The organism is Fibrobacter sp. HC4 (genome assembly GCF_023373925.1).
GTDB lineage: Bacteria > Fibrobacterota > Fibrobacteria > Fibrobacterales > Fibrobacteraceae > Fibrobacter.
Genome location: NZ_JALCZV010000010.1, coordinates 38219 through 57402, shown reverse-complemented (window position 1 = coordinate 57402; position 19184 = coordinate 38219). Strand labels below are relative to the sequence as shown.

Genomic DNA, 19184 nt, shown 5'->3' with positions numbered 1-19184 from the left:
AGATAGTAAAAAAAAGGCGGAAAAATGAACGTTTTGCGTTTTCGTGCGTGTATAAGTACATGCTATTCCTTAATTTGGAGGTCTGTTGATGAAAAAATATGGCTGGTTTGGTCTGTTTTGCGCAATTTTGACGTTTTTTGCCATGGTTTCCTGGGGCTGTCAATACGTGTCTGGGGGAGGGGCTGAAGAGGAGGTTGGCCGGGTGACTTTTTTGGATGTGGGCCAGGGGCTTTCGGTGCTGCTGGAATATGGAGGGCGTTACGCCCTATATGACAGCGGGCCGGATTCCGCAAATTTTATAGAAAAATTGAGGGACCACGGGGTGGATTCGTTAGACTGGGTTCTGCTGAGTCATAATCATCGGGATCATTTGGGCGGGCTGCTGGAACTGCTGGCAGATCCGTCTGCTCCGTCGCGCGATTTGTCGTCTGGTCCGTCGGATTATCCGCGGTCTGTTTCGTCGGACAATTCGCGGTCTGTTTCGTCGGACGGTCGCCGGGCCATTCAGGTGGGGCGCCTTATGGTAGGGCCGGATACCTCGGGAGGCATTCTGGTGGACAGCGTACTGCGCTCCGCCCGCCGGCGGGGCATTCCCATAGACACTTTACACCGCGGCGATCAAGTGTCGTTGGGCAAGGTGCTGCTGACGGTGCTCTGGCCGGTGGAATATCTGCAGGTGGGCGAAAACGGGGCCAGCGTCGTTTTGCGGGGCCGCCTTGTCGATGATGGCTCCGGGGAGTCTGCTGGGAACGTCGGGGTGTCCGCCGGCGGTACTGACGAAGGCTCGTTTCTGCTGACGGGTGATCTGGATTCGCTGGGGGAGTGCCGCCTGCTGGAGGTGACCTCGGATGTGTCGGCGGATCTTTTGCAGGTGGGGCACCACGGTTCCGTCCACAGTTCCACCTTGCGATTTTTGAGCGGGGTGTCGCCTCGGTATGCGGTTATTAGCGTGGGGGCCCGCAATAGTTACGGCCACCCCGCGGAACCTGTCCTGCGAAAGCTGCAATACGTGCTGGGCTCCGCGGCGATCTCCAATTCCGCGACTCCCTCCGCAGACGCGACAATCTCCGCGGCCGATACCGCGACGTCCCCCGACTCCGCGGATGCGGAAATTTCTGCGACAACTTCAAACTCCGCAGACGTAACGAATCTTTTCCGCACCGACCGGGAGGGCGATGTTACTTTCATGCTGGTGCCTGGCGTAGGCGTTGTACCATAGTCCCCGCGACTCTGCAACCGCCGCTCCCCCGACTCTGCAACCGCCACTCCCCAAGACTCTGCAACCGCCGCTCCCGCAACCTTGAGAATGTGTTTTTTTTCGGATTTTACTAACCAAATGGCCTTTTTACGAGCGCTTGGTTAGTAGTTTTGTGAATAAATTAGCTGTTTTTGTGGCGAAATTAGATGTTGTTGCGGGAGATATGGCCTTTTTTGAGGTTTGTGGGTGGTAAAAATCCCCAATTTGCTTGTTTTGCTTGCGAACAAACTAAATCTTTACTAACCGAATGCCCTTTTTCCTTCATTTGGTTAGTACTTTCCCCAAAAAATGCCTTTTTGAAGAGCCTTTTCGCGTTTATCGTAAAAATCCTACGCGGGCCTGGAAGTGGCATTTGGCCTTGAGAGGGTTTTTCTTCATTTCTTCGGCGTTCATGCCAAAGAGTACGGCGTGGTGCTTGGAATCCCTGAAGCGGACGATGTCGACCTTTTCGTCAAGGGGAATCTGATGGATGTAATTCATCTGGATGGAACGGATGCCGCGGTCCTTGACTTCTTCGCGGGTCAAGGCGTCCAGAACCCAGTCCACATAACGGCAGTGGTTGACGTGATGGTTGATGTCCAGGTCGGTGTTGCGGCCCTGAACCTGGTCCACAACCTTGGGGAATAATCCCATAGAAAGGATGTCCAGCTTGGAGGGCAGAGCTTCGCGGCCTTCTTCGATGGGCAGGGGGAAGGGGCTGGTAGATGGGGGGACTGCCTTGCCGGTTTTCAAGTCCACCAGCAGCCAGGAGGAGGTGCCTTCGACCAGGATGTTGCCGCGGCCATCGCAGACCCTGTAATCCTTGTATATTACTTTGTCCTTATAGTTCTCCTTGGCCCAGGTGCTGACCAGCAGTTCTTCGCCTAAAACGGGAGTGTGGTTCAGGCGCAACTTCATGCGGGTCACGACGCAGCCGTAGCCGGCCTTCATCATGTTCCATAAGCCATAGCCCTTGCGTTCGGCATCTGACAAGGCGGCTTCTTCGGTAAACTGAAACAGCCTAGAAAGCTTGAGGCGATTGTGTTCATCGCAGTCCGAAAAGCGTACGGTAAATTTCAGCTCGGTGATTTCGTCGGTGTCGTCTTCGTCGGAGTTTGGGGCGGTGCGGGTGGCGTTTGCCATGAGCTCCGGGCTGATGGGGGTTACGGCGATGGACGAGGCGTCAAACCCCTGGGATTTTTTCGCGGCGGTACCTGCGACTTCGACGGCACCATCTGCTGTGTTTGCGGTACCGGCCTGCTTTTTTTTACCAAATAGCTTTTCAAAAATCATTAAATCCTCGCAGTGTGACGTCGCTCTCGTTAGACCCTTAAATGCTTGCAACATCACAGAAAAATTCCTTCACAATTTATAAATTTGTGCCCATGGTAGAAGCATTTTCTCGTCCCAGTTCGTTACAGTTGCCGGCACTCAGTTCTTACAATGGTGAAGTTCGAGTCCCCGGATCCAAGAGTATTACAAACCGTGTTTTCCTTATTTCGGCATTGGCCCGCGGAACCACAAAGCTGCATAACCTTTTGCGCAGCGATGATACCCGCTACATGGGCGAGGCCCTCAAGGAACTTGGCATCAAGATCGAAATGTCCGACGACTATACCGAAGCCACTGTGGTGGGCAACGGTGGTCCTATGGATGCCCCCGAAAATGTAGATGGCGACTATGTGGCAGACCTTTATTTGGGTAATGCCGGTACCGCCATGCGCTCCCTCTGTGCGGCCCTTACCTTGGGCAAGGGCGAATTCCACCTGAGTGGTGAGCAGCGCATGAAGGAACGCCCCATCCGCGACCTGGTGGATGCCCTGGGCAGCCTTGGCGCCGACATCACCTACATGGAAACGGTTGGATTCCCGCCGGTATGCATCCGCTCCAACGGCCTGAAGAGCGGTTCCGTAAGTGTTCGCGGCAATATTTCTAGCCAGTATTTGACCGCCCTTCTGATTTGCGCCCCCTACGCCATTGGCGAAGAAGGTTCCGAACTCCACATTCATGTAGAAGGTCAGCTGATTTCTGCCCCCTACATCCTGTTGACTCTGGATGTGATGAAGCATTTCGGCATCGAAGTGCGTCACGATGGCCTGACAGATTTTTACGTTCCCAAGGGCGTTTATGTAAGCCCCGGTGACTACATGGTGGAAGGCGATGCCAGTTCTGCCAGCTACCCGCTTGCCGCCGCCGCTATCGCCAAGGGCAAGTGCCGCGTTCTGGGCGTGGGCAGCGAATGCCGCCAGGGTGACGTGGCCTTTGTGGAAGTGCTCAAGAAGATGGGTGCTAAGATTACCATGGGCCCCGACTGGGTGGAATGCGAAGGCGCTCCGTTGCATGCCTGCGATATGAACCTGAACGACATTCCCGATGCCGCCATGACCGTTGCCGTGCTGGCCCTGTTTGCCGATGGCCCCATGACCATTAGCGGTATTGCCAGCTGGCGTGTCAAGGAAACCGACCGTATCGCCGCCATGGCTGCCGAACTTCGCAAGGTTGGCGCCCAGGTGGTAGAAACCAACGATTCCATTACCGTGACCCCGCCGGCCAAGCTCAACGAGAACGTAGCTATCGAAACTTACAACGACCACCGTATGGCCATGTGCTTTAGCCTGGTGGCCCTGGGTGGTGTGCCGGTGAAGATTATGGACCCGGCCTGCGTGAACAAGACTTATCCTAAGTACTTCGAGGATTTCAAGAAGTTGGCTAAGTAATTCGGTGTGTTTGGATTAGAAAAAGTGAATAAGATCTTTGGATTATTTCTGCTGGTTGTTTTCTCGGTAGCGGCTTTTGCCGATCCCGAGCTGCATGCGGTGCCTGCCAAGGATACTTTGTCTCTGTGGGTTATGGACGACGGTGTCAATTCAGGGTTTGCCCTGCAGAAGATTACCCGTAAGTATTCCCAGCAGACAAAGAAGCCTGTAAAGGTTCGCTTCCTGAATTGGGGCGAGGCTTTTGACGAATTGCAGCGCGTGTTTGCTATGGACTCTTCTGAGGTGGAAGCTTCTGGTGCCGAAGTCCCTGACGTTGTGCAGTTGGGCTCCAGCTGGGTTCCCTACTTTGCCGATGCTGGTATGATTTCCTCCATTGATTCCCTTCTGGATGTTGTGGACTCCACACGCTTCTATAGCGAGGCTATGAAGGCGACTCACGTTGGACGTGGCAAGGAAACCTACGCCCTGCCATGGTTCCTGGATGTGCGCGGCTTGTTCGTGAATGAACGTCTGTGGCTTTCTATGGGCTTTAACGATGAAGATGTAGAGAACTTCCCTGAATTCTATGGAACATTGCGTTCCGTGGCCAAGGCTCAGCTTAAGAATGGTTACGGTCGTCCTGTGACAGCTTTTGAATTTGGTGTACGCGAAGACTGGACGGCTCAACAGCAGATGGCTCCGATCCTGTGGAGTTTTGGTGGTGACCTGGTGGTGGAATGCGAGGTCCACGAGAACGATTCCTCTAGATTCTCTGGCTATCGCAGCGCCCTGGTGGATTCAGCTTCCCTGGTAGGTTTGCGTCATTATCTCAAGTTTGTCCGCGACCGGGAAATTTCTCCTAACGGTCTTCGCGAAAATTCCAGTCAGATTGCCGACCGCTTTGTCCGTTCCGAAATGCTCATGATTCACGGGACCTCCGAAATCATCCGCAAGATGGAATTCGGTAGTGATGTGGGTGGCCTTATGGAAAGTCCCCTGGCTAAAGATGGCATTGCTGTCATCCCTTCTCCTAAGGGACCTGCCGGTCGCTTTACCTTCGTGGGCGGAAGTCATCTGGCTCTCCCGAAGCTTCTGTCTTACAGGTCTGCCCAACGTCAGAAGGAAGCTGCGGATTTGTTCCTGTTCCTGCTCCGCGCCGACAACGTGGACCAGTATTCCCGCCAGATCGGTTTCTTGCCGGCAGACCGCAGCCTGATCCACCTGTGGGCTCAGGACTCCCGCTATTACCAGTTGATTAATGGTCTCGAAAAGGATGGCCGCAGCTTCATTAACATTCCTGAATGGCGTGAAGTTGAAGTGGTCATGAACAATATGGTGGGCCGCATTGCCAAGTCCCTGGCAGACACCAGCAGTGATGAGTCCGATGAAATTCCTCGAGTGGTTCTTGCCGCACACGAACAGATTGATAGCCTGCTCCGCCACGAAAGCGGCCTAGACCGAGATTCCTTATGGGCTTGTATCCGCCTGGCGTTGATGCAACCTGTAGAAGAACATGAAAATGAAATCCGCGAAGAACCTCAGGAAACAGAACGTCCCCTGTTTGTCGTGTTAGTTGCTGCCGCGGCTCTTGTCCTTGTTGTTGTCGTTATTGTTGTTGTCTTGCGCCGCAAGCGTTGATGCCTGTACGGTTCCCTGAATATGAAGCTTTTCTCTAGCCTTAAGAATTTTTCGATGGCCCGCAAGATGACGGTGCTCTCGATGTTCCTTTGTGTAAACTCCCTTGCCGGTTTTGACCTGGCCCCTTTCCAGTCTTATGTGGATTCTGTTGTGCCGGGTTCCCGTTTCGGTCTTTCGATCCGTTCTGTGAAATCCGGTGTGGAACTGGGTCAGATTCGCGGCTCCGAAAAGTTTACTCCGGCAAGTACATTAAAGACTTTGACTACGGCTACGGCCCTGCATTTTCTGCCTCTGGATTATGAACCCAAGACCGAGATTTCTCTGTTGGGCAGTATCCAGAAGAACAAGGGTATGGATGGCTATGACCTGAAGCCGGTTTTCGTAGGAACCGTAAATGTTCGTGGAGAAGGGGATCCAAATTTTTCGGGACGCTATTATGCGGATCCCTTTGACGCCCTGTATGCCATGGCTGATTCTATCAAGAGCCTTGGGATTGATACTATCCGCGGAAACTTGAATTTGGATACCAGTTATTACACTGGCCCCTGGAAGGCTGAGCATTGGCGCAAGAATTTTTATGATGCCTGGTACGGTGCAGAAATCGCTCCCCTGAACTTTAATGACAACTGCACCATGATCCGCTTTAAGCCCGGTGCAAAACCTGGTGATCGTGCTATTGCCGAAATCGTTCCCGATGTAGGTTATGTGGTTCTCAAGAATGAACTGCAGACGGTTAAGGGGCGTTCCAAGAGATGGACATGGGCTCTGGATCCGGTAAAACCCGAGATAGTCCTTGGCGGTACCATTGGCACTAGCATTGATTCCAATCAGCTGGTTCTTCCTGTGCGAAATCCGGTGGCTTATTTTAGGGCAGCCCTGATGCACGCCTTCAAGGAAAAGGGCCTCAGCTACGTTCCCGATAGCACGGTTACTCCCGGTATCGAGATCAAGAAATTCACCTTTAGCGCCGCTCCACTGTTGAGTATCCTTGACGAAATCAATCAGCGCAGCCAGAACTTCCACGCCGAAGCCTTGTTCCGCAATCTTGGCGCACAGATGGCTGGGGAAGGAAGCGTCGAAGGCGGCAAGGCTATGGAACGCAAGTTCCTTGCCGAAATGGGAATAGACTCTACCCACTTTGAAGTGTGGGACGGTTGCGGACTTTCTCCCAAGAACAAATTGCTGCCCTCTACAGAAACTTTGTTGCTGACAAAGATGGCTCGTCATCCCAAGGGCAGTTATTATATCAACAGTTTTGCTGGCCCTGGCGCTGGTACAGGTAGCAAGCGTCAGCTGGATAATCCCTATCCTTGGCTTACCCGCTTCAAGACAGGATTCATTGGTGAAGCCCATGCCTTGGTGGGTTATGTGTTCCCCATGGATGGCGATACTCTGGCCCTGGCCATGTACCTGAATGATACCGGTAAGAACCCCGATGCCAAATTGAAAGATGTGTTGGATACTCTGTGGACCCGCATTGTCATGCAGACCAACGACAGTTACGCCTCCCTCATGGAAATGAAATCTTTGTGGTTGTCAGCCAGACACATCAAACCTTTCCATGAACGTCTGGATTACTTCTCCAAGGCTATGATCGGTAAGCCCTACTTGCTGGCCGCTATGGGTGAAAGCTATCTGGATACCATCGAGAATAAACCCTTGGTGAATATGGATTCCGTGAACTGTGTAACTTATCTGGAACATGCCTTGGCTATGGCAAGGGCCGCGGATGAAGATTCAATTTTCAATACCCTTCAGCGTATTCGCTACTACAAGGGCGTTATTGATTTCGCTCATCGCAAACATTACATGATTGTTGACTGGGTGAATGGCAGCAAGTATGCCAGGGTTCTGCCTCTGCCTGGCGATACCATTATTCAGCGCACCATGCCCAAAAAGGAATTCTTTAAGGCGAAGGGCATTACCCGTAAGAGGGACGACGAACCCACAGACCTTCGTTACCTGCCTTATGACAAGGCTATGGTTCTGATGTCTCGTGCCTACGAGGGTCCCTTTACTGTGGTTGGAATTGCCTTTGTGGCCAAGTCCGAAAAGATCGACGTGACCCACACCGGATTCGTTGTGTTGCGTCCCGGTCAGTTGCCGCAGCTGCGCCACGCCTCTTCCTTGCAGAAGCAGGTGGTGGAAGTTCCCCTTACAGATTATCTTGAAAGTCGCCGCGGAAAGCTTCCTGGCATAGTTCTCTTCGAATTTATTCCGCAGTAGTTTCGGTTGCCTTTTCGTAGCTGGTCAGGTTGATCTCTTCGTTGGCGAAGAGGCCGCGCTGGGCCATCAGTTCTTTCTGCAGCCTCTTGGCTCCAGGGAGGAATGTGGCTACGGTAATGCCGCCCGATGCAAGGGCCCCGATAAAGGGAATTGCCTTGCTGACGGCCTGGGCGAATCCCTTCTTGGTTAGCTTAATTCCCAGCATCTTTGCAATGGGTTTTGCCATCTGGAAAATGGCAGTCTTGGTCAGCGCCTTCTTGGGGAGCTGTTCCAGGGCCTGCTTGGCCAGCTTTTGCGCCAGGGAGTGGATGGCCTGGGATGCCGACCCTGCGCCCATGACCGTTCCCACGAAAATGGTCATCATGTCGAGGGCCACGTCAGAAAGTTCGCCGCTGTCGTTGTCAACCATATTGGGGAATCCATACAGGTAGGCCAACTTCTGCGAGAGTACCAGCACATGAAAATAGTACTGTGAAAGGTCGGCGGGAATAGTGCCCAGCATGGCGATGCCGCCGGGGATTCCTGCAACAGCCGAGGCGGATGTGACGGCGATGGTGTGGTTACGGATGCATGCCGTTGCAACGCGATCGATCACGTCTTCGTTGACAATGGCGTAAGGACGTTTCGAAGGGATCATGTCCAGCTGTTCCTGGGTGCAGTAAAGCCTGAGTTCCTTGGTCAGGTACTCGTTCCTGTCGACCCTGATTCCAGGGAGACTTGCTGTTTTCTGCAAAAATCCATTCCAAATTGCGACGGCGTCGGCCATTGAATCCTCCGAGTTAATTCACTAGAGAATAATAACTATGTGAACGCACATTTTGAACGTCTAACGGTAAAATAAATGATAAGAGTGTTTTAGAACACTATAAAACACCTTTAAAAGGCGGGGGGAAGAAAAAATCCGTTAAAAATCGAAGGCCAGAATGGCCACCATCTCGTGGAGGGGGCTTTCTTCGCTGTCGTTTTTGGTGGCGCCGGATTCAAAGGCAGTCCATGCATCGGGGGCCCAACCGTAGGCATTCATGGTCAGTTCCTTGCCCATGGCAATTTCGGCGTTCTCGATTTCTTGCCATTGGATTTTGCCTGCGGGGGCCTTGTAGTACCTGAGCATGCCCAGTGCTTCCATGGATTCGGGGTAGTCATCTACCAGCTGGTAAACGCAATCCTTGTAGGATTCGCCCTTCAGACGGATCACGCGGTATAGCCTTTTGCGGCCCAGGAATTTTGTCAGGTCCGCCTGATTTACCATCACCTTGGCGCTGCCTCCGAAAAAGAAGGCCAGCTCCCGAAATACTTCGGAAGATTCGTCCATAAGGGGCGAAAGTTTCTTGATGAGGGCTGTGGCGTCGTTGATGCTCATATCACAAGGATAGAAAAAATCCGCTCGCCGGATTTGAAATGCAGCGAGCGGACTTTGATTTGGAGGAGTAGACTTGTTTTGTATTAGTAATCGCAGTGGACTCTGAAAGAACCGGATTTCAAGATGAAGGCGATTGCGGAGCCGGATGCGTTCTCGTTGGAACTTGCGTTGAAGAATCTGCTGTAGATTACGTTTCCGTAAAGGGTGTTGGAAATCGTGCTGTAGTTCACTTCTGCGGAAGTCTTGCTCGTGACCCACATGCCTTCGCTTTCTTCGTTCTGGGCCCTGAATGTTACATAGGAACGACCAACCTTGTTGCACATGTAGGTCAGGTAGTAAGTGCCGGGGCGGGTGAAGGTATATCCGGTCATGTTGTCCAGAATATATCCGCAGGCCACTTCCTTGACGGTATTGTCGGAGTTTCTCAAGGTAACGCGGGTCTGACCTTCGTATTCGAAGGGGGCCAGGGCGCTCATGCCGTCGGCAGAGGTGGATTCCACACCATCCCAGGTATAGCTGGTAATGGGGGCGTAGGACTGGCAACCGCTCAGTTTCCAGGCGCGATGGGTTTCGGTTGTATTCTCGGTGTCTTCGGTGCAGGCGCAGTTTCTAATTTGGGCTGCATTGACTGTTACACGACCGCTGCACTTTTCGTAACCCTTGCCGTTAATGGAAAGCTGGGGGTAGAAAGTTCCAACAGAGTCATAGAACACGGTGGTTGTCACGATGCCGTCGTTTCCCCGGGCGGCATAAGAGGCCGTGGTGGCGCCAGGGAACTTCCATTCGTAAACGGAGTTCAGAATATCCACGATGGAAGAGGTCTCGTTTGCGTCAAACTGGAACTTGATGGAATCGCCGTGGTAAATGGTGGTGCTTGCCCCGATAGATCCCGGGTAGTATGTTCCGCATTTTCCATTTACGGCTCCCGGTTCCACGCTGTAGCTGTAGGCGGGCTGGGGGTTCACCGTCACTTGGGCAGCGCTACTGGTGGGAGCCTTGGAACTGGAGGAAACATATACGATGACCGGTTCGTAGGTGATGCTGGTCTGGGTTCCGTTGGTGTAGTTGTTATAGATGGTGGCTTTGATCGTGCTGGTATCGGTACCGCAAACAACGGTAAGGGTGGAGTCCGAGGAATTCAGGATGCGACACCCAACGCCATCCGTTCCGTTGACTCCATCTTGGCCATCCCTGCCATCCTTACCGTCTTTGCCGTCGGCACCGTTTGTGCCGTCCTTCCCATTTACACCATCTTTACCATCGGCGCCGTCTTTACCGTCAACGCCATCCTTGCCATCTACGCCGTCGCGGCCGTTCAGACCGTCTTTACCGTCGACGCCATCCTTACCATCTACGCCGTCGCGGCCGTTCAGACCGTCTTTACCGTCGACGCCATCCTTACCATCTACGCCATTTGCGCCATCAAGGCCGTCGCGACCATTGTAGACCGCCACCACGGAGGTGTCGCAAATGACGTAGATGCCGGAGCCATCGGGAATAGGAGTGGTCTGGCAGGAGGTGCCGTCCTTACCGGCTTTGCCGTCCGCCCCATCTTTACCATCCTTCCCGTTCAGGATTACTCCGGACTTGTTGCCGCAAGTCACTGTGTAGCCGAGGTTGCTCTCGAGCTCCATCAGGTCGCAGCCCGCCAACTCCTGATTGCCGGTATTTGTTCCAGACGTATTCACCTGGCTGTTAGTCAACACTCCGACTAGGGTTCCATTGCAAATGACATGGATGCCGCTAGACACACTAACCATGGAACAGGTGGGAACGCTCTGGACATTGGTTGCGGTCGAGCCGGAGACTGTGCCCGATGCCGTAACGTTTGCCGTAATCTCGCCGTTGGCGTTAACTGCCTGTTCTGCGTTGATCAAGTCTTCGTTAGAACAGGCTGCAAGGAGCATGGCCGAAGGCAATGCTGCCATCAGCACTTTTCGTGATGTTAAAATTGGGAAAATCATGAAAGGCTCCCTGTCAAAAGTATGCTATGTAATATATGCTGACATAAAGCCCTTTATAATGGAAAAGTCCCAAAGCCCTATTCTCAAGTGGAACAGTAGCTGTAAAAAATGAAAGGTTTACTTGACACCGCTCACACTCAAAACGATAATGCTTTTGAGGTGCGTGTATGTCTGAAAGCTTTCGCCGGTTTAAGTTCGGGTCAAAGAATCTCTATGGCGTCTGGAGACTTTTGAGGGGCGTGGGTATCGTACAAGGCTGTCTACCTGGAGAAGACATAATGAGCGTCGGTTTCTACAGCGAGGTTGTAGGACATCATACGAAGCGAAACATTGAACGCCTCGTAAGTCAACTGGTTGATTTTCGTCTAGGTATGGCGCACCTGTACAATATTCAACAAGAAATCAAGGGCGATTGGAATGGCTTTATGGAGTATCGCTTTTCGGAAAAGTGGAAGCGCAAGCGAACTGCAAGCTATGGGGACCTTCTCAAGGTCGTTGCCCCCCATGAACGAGGTCAGCGGTTTGTACGAGATTTTCCGGAATATGAACGCATCTCGTTTCTAGAATTTAACGATTCCTTTTTATCTCCGAGAATCCAGTCTTCTGATTATTGGGCGGAACATAAGGCGGGGCGAATTGACGGTTATACTTTGGGTGATTCAGAAACCTTTTCTGCCTATGGTATTTTCCATCGCTTGATGGAGACGGCTGCGTACCTGCCTAATTGCCCTATGGCAAAAATCTTGTACCCTAGGACCTATAGTTTCCTGTGTGGTCAGGAAATCAAGTCGACCAGTCGGTTTAGACTCAAGTTTGTAGCGACTTGTAACGACACCTCTCCGCGGGGCCTGCTAAAAATGGCCCGTCATTTTGTGGAACACTACTATGCAGATACTGGAGATTCCCGCATAAAAGTTGAACATGATTTAGATACGGTACAAGTGTCTGATGTCTGTTTCTATTCCTGTGATCCATATGAAGGAAATCCTGCAGATGAAAATGACTTTTGGGGTGACTTTGTCAATTATTTTGAGTGGGATTACGATGCCGACGGTAATATTACCTTTGTTGAATTCGTCTGCTCTGTTGAAAGTCGTGGTTACCTGGTAGGCGGAACCGAACTTTCCAATGATTTAAGTCGATATAAAGGCGGGGTATATATGGACTTTTCGAAGGCGGATGTTTTTCAGTTTTTTCGCGACCTGTTTGAACATCCTCTTGAACTTTGTGTGAGTGACTGTTTCCTGATGACCGTTCCGACCCTAGAGGAATATAGGGATTTCAAGTACAAGCAGTACTTTGGTGACGTATGGTGTCTTGAAAATATGCTGAGATGTTTCTGTGATTTTGGGACAATAAATGAGTGGAATCTGCTTTCGCCCTTGCTTAAGATCATGCAGGCCGGTGCGCCTAAAAATTGCCACCTGAAAATTGATTATCGGGGATGGCATAGCCCCGGTGTTTTGAGTTCTCCTGGGGATTATGAGACGTTCTTTGAAACAGTGGATTCCTGGATCCATATTTTGCAATCTCTTTTGGATAATTGGGATCTTGTTCGCTCCAGCAAGGAACTTGCGAAAAAAATCACAGATGTGGTATCGCTAGATCCCTTGTTGTATACGGATTCCGACGTCGAAGAGGTTGTAATATACGCTAACGGTCTGATTGAATAAAAAGTTTTTATTTTTTTTGCAATCATCGTTATTGCGTATTATTATGAGTGCTCGTATAAAGTTTACTGTTCTCTTTTTGCTTTGCCTGGTGGTAAATTCCTTTGCAACCTATGTGGCTGTTCTGGAGACAATGTCTAGTTCGGGTGCTCTTGGCCTGTCCGAAAGAATGTACCTGACCGATAAGCTCCGCGAAATTGCCAGTCGTACCTTGCCTGCCTATATGGATTACACCATCATGACTCGCGAGAACATCAACGCCATGCTGCCTCCGGGTAAGACGATTGAGGAATGTGAAGGTTCGTGCCTGGCTGAAACTGGCCGAAATATTGCCGCTGACTTTATTGCCCAGGGGCGTATCGGAATGTTCGGTCAGCAGTTGACCTTGACTGTGGAACTCTACGAAACCGCATCCAATAAACTGGTGGGGAGCTTTACCGCCCGTAAGCCCGATGCGGAGGGCCTCATCGAAGATATCGAAGAAAAGGCCCCAGAACTTTTTGAACTGGTGAAGGGCGGACCCGCAGGTGTGCCGGCTTCCAAAGCCGACGATTTTCGTAGCTATGTGGTGGATGTGCAAACGGATCCGGTTGGTGCCTTGCTCAGTGTAGATGGAAAGCCTCAGGGGTCCTGTAAGAATACTCCCTGTAACGTGTATTTGACTCCCGGACGTCATCGATTCCTTTTTGTTAGTGAAAATTATAAGGATCTGGATACGGTCGTCGATGTAAGGCAGGATAATCAGAAATTGTGGGCTTCTATGGAGGCTAACTTCGGCACGATTACGGTGGCTCCTGTGTTTACGGATAATTACGAGGCTGCAGGCCATTTACGGGTGACTGTAAATGGCAAGACTCAGAGCGGCTCCAAGTTTAGATTGGCTCCCGGCAATTACAAGATTGCAGTTTCTCATCGCTGTTACGAAACGCGTGAATCTACGGTGAACGTGTCTAACGGAAGTAAGCTGAAGTTTAGCAAGGCTCTAGATGTGGCCATGGCTGGTATTACTATCGAGTCTGCTGAAAATGGAAATTGGGATGATCCGGAGCCTGTGTACGTGAATGGGGTTCAAGTGGGTGTAACTCCTTATACGGGGCAGGTTCCCGTTTGCGCCAAGATCCAGATGGGCGTGCGCAAGGAGACCATGGTTACTGACCTTAAACCGGGCCAGAAGAACCGCTATGTGTACAAACCCTCAAAATACTCGTCTGTTTACGGAAAAGAAGACTACCAGGCTTCTCACCTGGACGCACCGGTAAAGGCTTCGACCTTTGATGGATCGGGTATGCCCAAGGATACAATCGGTCGTGAAACCAAGTTGTTCTTTAACGTTTCTTTTGGTGGATTGCTTTATACAAGCAACGGAGAGGAGCGTTCTGACACGGATTTTAAATTTGGCTTAGGTTTTGAATATGACCTGGCCACCAGCCGCCGCTTTGTTTTTGGCCTCGGATTAGGCATGTCTTTTGAAACGCAGAATATTCAATACGATATCTACAATAGCAACAGCTCCTATTATGGCGACTACTATTATTATAGCGACTATGTTAGCTATAGTGATGATGTGCAACTGATAAACATTGATGCCTTCTGTGTGCTGGGCGTGGGTTGGGCAGGTTTTAAATTCTTTGCGAGGGCCGGCTTAAGCTTTAATGTGAGTATGGAATATGGAGGCATGTTGGATCTAGAGTCAGTCCCTGCGGTGGGCATGTTTGAATTGGGTTTCAGGTTTGCAAGGAACCATGAATTCTATGTGGGTGTTAGTGGAGGTATGCTTGAAGACACTGCCCAGAACCTTACTTCCGACAACAGCATATTTTTTGGCTACCGCTACGCTCCTACCGTGGGTAGAAAGGCCTTTTAGGCCGCAATCCATCCTTGGCTGAATTTGACAAAATGGTCCCATGTACACGATATAATGGTGTATGCGGGATCTTTTTCACATTAATGATTATATCAGGTTGAATTCGTCTGACTTTAAGGGGGAAATTAAAAGGAGACGGATCAGTTTCAACATACCCACTCGAAATGTGCGTTACTGGATGAATCGGGCCAAGACGCCAGAGGGCTTCCGTTTCCGTCGTCTTCTAGAAGGGGAATCCTTGCTGGTTGTGGACAACAAACTCATGGTGGAACTGCCTGAATCGCTGGCTCGCGAAGAAATTGTGGCCCAGATGGTGCAATCGATTTTTGGCGAGGGTTGTACCTTGCCGATTCCCAAGACTGTGGCAGGGAACATCGAGGTTTCGCTGAAAGTGGATTCTTCCAGCGTAAAGTGGGTGTTTAGCGGCCGCGTGGTGACCGTGACTTTTGATTCCTCGGTTTCGCTAAATCAGGCTGTTTCCAGATTGAACTCCGATGAACTGGATCGCGGCCTTAAGATTAGTTCCAATGAATTGTTCGAGGCGGGATCGTCTTCGCGGGTGCTGTACGAGGTGATTGTAAATCCGGATGGGATTGAATGTATTTGTACCAAATCCGGTTATTACATCATCACTAAGTCTACCGATGAAGCGATACTTCGTCGCAAGTTCTTTCTGATGTATGGTAGAAGGTGTTTTGGTTCCATGGAGGTACTCTACAATTACGCACAGTACTTTAAGTACGGCAAATCCACCACGGATCAAAGGGGTGTTTTTGAAGGCCTGAAAAGACGCCAGACTGTGGGTTGGCTACAGAACAAAAATTACTATGAGGTAAAACAGCGGGTAAAGAGTGACCAGACATTGGGCGATATGTGCAGGTATGTCAAGTCCCTTGATGGAGCGCTAGCACAGTGCCAGAAAGCTTTTGATTCGGGAGAATGCTATGGATCCGAAATGCGCTTTGCCACAACCCATGGCTATGTTGAAATTTCCTTAGAAAATAATCCTGATTTAAATGATCGGGATTACTTGCACGAAGGTCTAGAAACATTGCGCAAACGGGTTTCCCAGATGTTGAAATTTCTTGAAGAGGATCTGGCTCCCTCTGTACCGAAAGCAACACTTCTAGAGAATGCACTGCTGAATTACGCCTTTACGAAGGTGTGCGCCGATCCCTTCCTGTATACAGATTTCTCTGGGGATTATCAGGTGGATTACCATGAGTTTGCAGAAGGATTGATTTAGGGGTGATTATGAGGTTGTTCTGTGTTGTGATGCTCTGTGCCGTATGGGTCTGGGCGGAGGGGGCTGAAACCGTACGCGGGGTGGAATTCTCCGACTTGCTCAAGGAAATCGCCCTCCCTAAAAGTTGCCGCTGCACCGTACACGACGAACGCTTTTTGGCGGAGCCCGGCACCTTCGTGGACTGGGAAACCGACGGTGTGTCCGAGGTGCCTTCGAGCAGTATCGTTTCGGGGCTTGGAGGCCTTGGTCGCATAGGCTCGCTTTACATCCGCTTCGACGGAAAGTCCATGACCAAGGTATTGCACAAGGTGGTGGAAGAAGTCCCCTGGGGGATCTCCTGGTCGGGAACTTTTCACCTTGTATACGGAATCTACCTGTCTGCGGCAGTATCTTCTAGGGATTACGTCAGCATCGTGAATTACATCGAAAAGAAAAAGTGGGGCAAGGTCATCAAGATTCCCGAAGTCTCGGGAGAAGAGTGCAACTCCACCTGGGTCGAGATCAGGATCCCCGGTTATAGGACCATGTGGATGAACGACCTTGAGGATTTTGGGAATAGTTGCGGGTCGGTACATCTAACCTTTGTATTCGAAAAGCCGGATGAGAGTCGCGCCTGCCGCCTGTTCGAGGGGTGATTTTCGTCTAGGGGTGTTGTAATACTTTACAATCCTTTTTTCGCTAAAACCCTAAACACGTCCTTTTTTTGGGGTTATCATTAAGGGCATGAAAAAGAAATTGACCTCTCTCTTTCTTGGCCTGTTGCTGGGTGCCTCTGCAGCCTTTGCAGCAGAAACGATTTACACTGCTCCGTCTTTCTTCGATGAAAACGGTGGCTACTTCGGTCCCGACTGCGACCAGACCAACTATTCTGGCGCATACTACACCGGCGACTACACCAGCCCCTTCAAGACTTTCTTGGGCAAGACCGATGCTGAAATCCAGGAAAAGATGGATCAGCTTTGGAAACATTACTTCAAGGGCGACAACAACTCCAAGGTCTACTACGATAACGGCAACGAAGCCTACATCAAGGACATCAACAACAATGACGTCCGTTCCGAAGGCATGTCCTACGGTATGATGATCGCCGTTCAGACCAACCACAAGGAAGAATTCGACAAGCTCTGGAACTGGGCCAAGAATCACATGTGGCACAAGTCTGGCGACTGGGATGGCTACTTTGCATGGAAGCGTGGCGACAACGGCCAGGGCGGCGACAACAACTGCGCACCCGATGGCGAAATGTACTTCATGATGTCCTTGCTCTTCGCTGCAAACCGCTGGGGCGATAGCCAGTACATGGACGACGCCCAGTACATCTTGGACAAGATGTGGAGCAACTATAACCATCAGCTGTTCAACACCTCTTCCTACATCATTACCTTCCAGCCCACTAACGGTAACAATACCTGGTCCGACCCGTCTTACGACCTGCCGGCCTACGTAGACCTTTTCGCACGCTGGTCCAAGACTCATACTGACAAATGGACTGCCGCTACTAAGGCTACCCGCGATCACCTTTACAAGTCCTCCAACACCTCCTCCGGCTTGTTCTCTGACTACAACAACTTCGATGGTACTCCCCACGCCGTTAGCTTCAATAACGACGCTACCAGGTATATGTACGACGCCATGCGTTGCGCTATGAACTTCGGTATGGACTACTACCTGTTCGGTTCCGACGCAAAGCGCGAAGAAGAAATGGCAAAGCGCATTATCGACTTCTTCGAAAAGGACGGTTACCAGCACGCCCGTTTCAACTGGGATGGTTCCAATCCCTCTGAATCCTACACCCTGGGCGAAACCGGTGCCAACGCTGTTGCCGCCATAGCATTGGCCAACAATCCGTCCTACGAAAAGGCTATCAAGACCAACCTGGAAAAGGCTTGGAACGCAAGCTTGATGACCGGTCAGTACCGCTACTACGATGGTCTGGTTCACTACCTCTCCATGCTCCACCTGTCTGGCACTTTCAAGATTTGGAAGCCCAAGCCCACCGTGGAAAAGAAGACTGTTGAAGGTACCGAATACAATGGCGTTACCTATGACAAGGAAACCACCATCAACGCATTTGAAGGCTGCAAGCTTTACGAAGTCACCATTACCGGCAAGCAGAGCGCTCCTGTCGTCGACGCTGCCATTGCGATTACTTCTGTCAAGGCTATGAACGCCGCCCGCGTATGGTCTACCAATAGCGCCATCGTTATCGAAAACGTTGCCGCAGGCACCAACTTCTCCGTGACCGACATGAACGGCCGAGTCATGATGAAGTCCAAGGTCAGTTCCGCTTCCCATGAAATCCCCATGAGCAACAAGGGTGCTTTCCTGGTGATGGTCGGTAACAAGACCTTCAAGGTAATCAAGTAAGTGTAGATCCGCCGACGCCCGCGCATCGGTACGACATTTGCATGGCCTCCCTTTTACGGGGAGGCTTTTTTCATTCTATATTTGGATCATCTGGTTTGTGTCTTATGAGTGATATGGTAAAGACCGGGATCCTGGCTGTTGAGGACCCTTATTACATTGAGAAGAATATTGTTCCTATGAACGACAGGGGCATTTTGCGCCCGCTGCCATTGACTGAAGATGATGCTCCGTTCCTCAAACCTTTTGTAAAAAAAGAACGCTTTGACAGGTACGTTTCTTTTTTGTTTGACTGCGGAAATGTGAGCGGCAGACTTGTTTTAGAAAAGAGGGACTATAGTCACCTGCTTACTGCATTTTCTGTAAAGTTCTTCCCCAGAGATGAAAAATATACCGATGATGATTTGTACAGGACCTGCAATTTGCTTTCTCAAAAATTGCATGCCTATGTGCAGGTCAAACTTTCTACCAAGAAGTTGCTCAGTTTTACCAAGGGTGTGGAATTGAAGTCCAAGACTCCGAAAAAGCAGGATTTTACGTTCCACAAGTTATATGAACACGCTGCCAGATCTGCTGAAGAACCTCTACAGAAATTTGTGGATGGACAGTTCGATTATTGGCTCGCCTGCGCCGAAAACGAGGCGGCAGAGACCGCTGCTGTATTTGACGTGTAATTGAGACTTCTAAAGTCTGTCGTTCGTTACCTGAATAGAACTTTTGCATAAAAGTATTTGACAAGTCAGCATCAAGATCCGATAACTGTTATGAAAGTGTAACAGAGAAAAGGCGCCGAGATGCTGTTTAACTTTAAAATGCCTGTGCTGTTCATCTACTATTTTGGTATGGCCTGTTTTGGGTACGAAGGTGTTTTGGTTCTGTTGCGTTATAAGTAGTTTTTCTTTGAAATTCTTCCTTTTCG

The 19184-nt window shown here is 50.7% G+C and carries 14 protein-coding genes; 10 read left to right on the top strand and 4 right to left on the bottom strand.

What is annotated here, in order from left to right; translation table 11 throughout:
• Window positions 1-88 precede the first annotated feature (88 nt).
• Window positions 89-1219, top strand: coding sequence for a ComEC/Rec2 family competence protein (locus MMG03_RS08065; protein ID WP_249506057.1), 1131 nt, complete (start codon window positions 89-91; stop codon window positions 1217-1219).
• Between the two features lie 354 nt (window positions 1220-1573).
• On the opposite strand, the gene MMG03_RS08060 is transcribed toward MMG03_RS08065, so the two are convergent.
• On the bottom strand, window positions 1574-2530 hold the full coding sequence (locus MMG03_RS08060; RefSeq protein ID WP_249269379.1) for an acyl-[acyl-carrier-protein] thioesterase: 957 nt from the start codon (window positions 2528-2530) through the stop codon (window positions 1574-1576).
• A gap of 92 nt (window positions 2531-2622) precedes the next feature.
• Between MMG03_RS08060 and aroA the strand changes: the two genes are divergently transcribed.
• From aroA to dacB, 3 genes are read left to right on the top strand one after another with little or no spacing between them, the layout of a single operon-like run.
• Window positions 2623-3954 (top strand): 3-phosphoshikimate 1-carboxyvinyltransferase, encoded by a 1332-nt coding sequence (gene aroA, locus MMG03_RS08055; RefSeq protein WP_073159818.1) that lies wholly within the window; start codon window positions 2623-2625, stop codon window positions 3952-3954.
• Window positions 3955-3978: 24 nt separating this feature from the next.
• Window positions 3979-5571 (top strand): extracellular solute-binding protein, encoded by a 1593-nt coding sequence (locus MMG03_RS08050; RefSeq protein WP_249506056.1) that lies wholly within the window; start codon window positions 3979-3981, stop codon window positions 5569-5571.
• Window positions 5572-5592: 21 nt separating this feature from the next.
• Window positions 5593-7797 carry a D-alanyl-D-alanine carboxypeptidase/D-alanyl-D-alanine-endopeptidase gene (gene dacB, locus MMG03_RS08045; protein WP_249506055.1) on the top strand — a complete coding sequence of 735 codons (2205 nt, stop codon included), beginning with the start codon at window positions 5593-5595 and terminating at the stop codon, window positions 7795-7797.
• Here the strand turns inward: dacB and MMG03_RS08040 are convergent.
• The 3 genes from MMG03_RS08040 to MMG03_RS08030 form a co-directional block, all read right to left on the bottom strand.
• The gene (locus tag MMG03_RS08040; RefSeq protein ID WP_073159824.1) at window positions 7784-8563 is read right to left on the bottom strand and encodes a hypothetical protein; all 780 of its coding nucleotides are present in this window, start codon (window positions 8561-8563) and stop codon (window positions 7784-7786) included. The genes dacB and MMG03_RS08040 overlap by 14 nt on opposite strands.
• 138 nt (window positions 8564-8701) lie before the next feature.
• Window positions 8702-9157 (bottom strand): hypothetical protein, encoded by a 456-nt coding sequence (locus MMG03_RS08035; protein ID WP_073235959.1) that lies wholly within the window; start codon window positions 9155-9157, stop codon window positions 8702-8704.
• Window positions 9158-9240: 83 nt separating this feature from the next.
• Window positions 9241-11121 carry a hypothetical protein gene (locus MMG03_RS08030; protein WP_249506054.1) on the bottom strand — a complete coding sequence of 627 codons (1881 nt, stop codon included), beginning with the start codon at window positions 11119-11121 and terminating at the stop codon, window positions 9241-9243.
• A gap of 278 nt (window positions 11122-11399) precedes the next feature.
• On the opposite strand from MMG03_RS08030, the gene MMG03_RS08025 reads away from it, so the two are divergent.
• From MMG03_RS08025 to MMG03_RS08000, 6 genes are all read left to right on the top strand, one after another.
• Complete coding sequence (locus MMG03_RS08025; RefSeq protein ID WP_249506053.1) at window positions 11400-12794, top strand: hypothetical protein; 1395 nt, start codon at window positions 11400-11402, stop codon at window positions 12792-12794.
• Between the two features lie 43 nt (window positions 12795-12837).
• Entirely contained in the window at window positions 12838-14655 is a 1818-nt protein-coding gene (locus MMG03_RS08020) for a PEGA domain-containing protein (protein ID WP_112132148.1), read from the top strand.
• 178 nt (window positions 14656-14833) lie between these two features.
• A complete protein-coding gene (locus tag MMG03_RS08015) occupies window positions 14834-15901 on the top strand; it encodes a hypothetical protein (protein ID WP_249506052.1) in 1068 nt (355 codons plus the stop codon).
• Window positions 15902-15909: 8 nt separating this feature from the next.
• Entirely contained in the window at window positions 15910-16536 is a 627-nt protein-coding gene (locus tag MMG03_RS08010; RefSeq protein ID WP_073235944.1) for a hypothetical protein, read from the top strand.
• Between the two features lie 88 nt (window positions 16537-16624).
• On the top strand, window positions 16625-18268 hold the full coding sequence (locus tag MMG03_RS08005; RefSeq protein WP_249506051.1) for a glycosyl hydrolase family 8: 1644 nt from the start codon (window positions 16625-16627) through the stop codon (window positions 18266-18268).
• 104 nt (window positions 18269-18372) lie between these two features.
• On the top strand, window positions 18373-18939 hold the full coding sequence (locus MMG03_RS08000; protein WP_139260171.1) for a hypothetical protein: 567 nt from the start codon (window positions 18373-18375) through the stop codon (window positions 18937-18939).
• Window positions 18940-19184 lie beyond the last annotated feature (245 nt).

Bases quoted from the DNA above. Each gene is read 5' to 3' on its own strand.
- MMG03_RS08065 (WP_249506057.1), top strand. From the start codon at position 89: ATGAAAAAATATGGCTGGTTTGGTCTGTTTTGCGCAATTTTGACGTTT.
- MMG03_RS08060 (WP_249269379.1), bottom strand. From the start codon at position 2,530: ATGATTTTTGAAAAGCTATTTGGTAAAAAAAAGCAGGCCGGTACCGCA.
- aroA (WP_073159818.1), top strand. From the start codon at position 2,623: ATGGTAGAAGCATTTTCTCGTCCCAGTTCGTTACAGTTGCCGGCACTC.
- dacB (WP_249506055.1), top strand. From the start codon at position 5,593: ATGAAGCTTTTCTCTAGCCTTAAGAATTTTTCGATGGCCCGCAAGATG.
- MMG03_RS08040 (WP_073159824.1), bottom strand. From the start codon at position 8,563: ATGGCCGACGCCGTCGCAATTTGGAATGGATTTTTGCAGAAAACAGCA.
- MMG03_RS08035 (WP_073235959.1), bottom strand. From the start codon at position 9,157: ATGAGCATCAACGACGCCACAGCCCTCATCAAGAAACTTTCGCCCCTT.
- MMG03_RS08030 (WP_249506054.1), bottom strand. From the start codon at position 11,121: ATGATTTTCCCAATTTTAACATCACGAAAAGTGCTGATGGCAGCATTG.
- MMG03_RS08025 (WP_249506053.1), top strand. From the start codon at position 11,400: ATGAGCGTCGGTTTCTACAGCGAGGTTGTAGGACATCATACGAAGCGA.
- MMG03_RS08020 (WP_112132148.1), top strand. From the start codon at position 12,838: ATGAGTGCTCGTATAAAGTTTACTGTTCTCTTTTTGCTTTGCCTGGTG.
- MMG03_RS08015 (WP_249506052.1), top strand. From the start codon at position 14,834: ATGAATCGGGCCAAGACGCCAGAGGGCTTCCGTTTCCGTCGTCTTCTA.
- MMG03_RS08010 (WP_073235944.1), top strand. From the start codon at position 15,910: ATGAGGTTGTTCTGTGTTGTGATGCTCTGTGCCGTATGGGTCTGGGCG.
- MMG03_RS08005 (WP_249506051.1), top strand. From the start codon at position 16,625: ATGAAAAAGAAATTGACCTCTCTCTTTCTTGGCCTGTTGCTGGGTGCC.
- MMG03_RS08000 (WP_139260171.1), top strand. From the start codon at position 18,373: ATGAGTGATATGGTAAAGACCGGGATCCTGGCTGTTGAGGACCCTTAT.